This is a genomic window from Microbacterium xerophyticum, assembly GCF_053543555.1.
Map to the genome: position 1 here is coordinate 354826 of NZ_JBLVOB010000005.1, position 1697 is coordinate 356522.

The window sequence follows — 1697 nt, forward strand, 5'->3', positions numbered from 1 at the left end:
CGTGACCGCCGTGCGCGGCCGGAACCACGACCGGCTTCCCGTCTACGGCAGCGGCGTGAACCTGCACTACACACTGGATGAGCTCGTCGCACAGGCCGAGCGCTGGGTGCGCGCAGGGCACGAAGCCGTGAAGATCAAGGTCGGCCGGCCCGACCCTGCCGAGGATCTCGATCGCGTCGCCGCGGTGCGCTCCGTGATCGGCCCCGATCGCCGTCTGCTCGTCGACGCCAACCAGCGTTGGGATCTGGAGACAGCGACCCGACGCATCCAGGCGTTGTCCGCCCACCGAATCGGGTGGGTGGAAGAGCCACTGCGTGCGGATGATCTGGCAGGACACGCAGAGCTGCGTCGGCGCATCGACGTGCCGATCGCGCTGGGTGAGAATGTGCACACCGTCCACCGTTTCCGGGACTTCCTCGATGCCGGAGCCGTCGACGTCGTCCAGCCCAACATCGTCCGCGTGGGCGGCATCACGCCGTTCTTGCGGATCGTCGAACTCGCCGGACAGCGACAGGTGGAGCTCGCACCTCACCTGCTTCCCGAGCTGTCCGCTCAGGTGGCGTTCGCCCTCCCGGAGCAGAGCTGGATAGAGGATGTCGAAGACGCCGGATTCGCCGCCCTCGGAGCGTTGAGCGAGACCGCACGCCTCGAGGTCTCGAACGGCTGGATCACGGGCGGGCCGTCACTCGGTCTCGGGCTGCGGTTCCGTTGACGGCGGCCGCGCTCAGCGCGGACGTCACTGCGTGAGCGACTCGAGCGTGCGCGCCGGATCGTTCAACAGCGGCGCGAAGGCCGCTTCCGCTGCGCCGATCAGGAGGCGGTCGGCGCCCAGGGCCGCGGGGCGGATCTCCACCTGCTCGCTGGGCGCAGCGAGCGAGTTCGCCCGCACGTCGGCGGTGAAGCCGTCGGGGTCGCTCTCGCTCAGCATTCCCAGGAACCCGCCGAGCACGATCATGGACGGGTTGAGGACGTTCACGGCGTTGGCGAGGGTCGCCGCAAGGATCCGTCGCTGACGCACGATCTCCTCGGCCACCTGCGGACGATCGACGTCCGCGAGCGCTGCGGCCAGGGCCGGGTCGTCGACCGATCCGAGGCCGGTGACCTGCAGCAGCCTCGCCCTGTTGACCTCGTCCTCGAGGACCCCGCCCTGGGTGCGACGGTCGGCCTCGGCCGGGATGCTCGGGCGCGTCTGACCCCACTCGCCGGCATATCCCCCCGCGCCGGAGATCAGTGTTCCCTGCAGGATGAGACCGCCACCGATGCCGCTGGCACCCCCGTTGAGGTACACGACGTTCCTGTGCTCACGAGCCGCCCCGAACAGGCGCTCCGCCCGCGCGCCGAGCGAGGCGTCGTTGTCGATGGCCGCCGGCAGTCCGAGCCGCTCGCAGAGCGGGGAGCGCAGGTCGGCGTCGTGCCAGTCCAGGTGCGGAGCCAGTCGTACGAGGCCGTCCTCGACACGGACCAGACCGGGAACGGCGACGCCGATCCCGACGAAACGGCTCTCAGCGAGCGGACCCGCCCTCCAACCGGCGACGACCTCCTCGACGACACGGACGACTTCCTCGATGCTCGGCGCTGCGTCGCAATCGATCCGAGCCCGTTCACGCACCCGCCCGGAGAGGGCGACAGCGCCCACCTCGATCGCGTCGACCTCCGGATTCACGGCGACGGCGATCACGTCGTCGCCCGCCGCCCCG

2 protein-coding genes are annotated in these 1697 nt (G+C 70.4%); one reads left to right on the forward strand and one right to left on the reverse strand.

Annotation, left to right across the window (positions count from 1 at the left end; genetic code table 11):
* On the forward strand, positions 1–712 hold a 712-nt coding region (locus ACNPNP_RS06230; RefSeq protein WP_448965178.1), incomplete at its 5' end, for a mandelate racemase/muconate lactonizing enzyme family protein.
* Positions 713–736: 24 nt separating this feature from the next.
* Here ACNPNP_RS06230 and ACNPNP_RS06235 read toward each other — a convergent pair.
* Positions 737–1697 (reverse strand): ROK family protein (locus ACNPNP_RS06235; protein WP_448965179.1); only part of this gene is annotated, 961 nt, incomplete at its 5' end.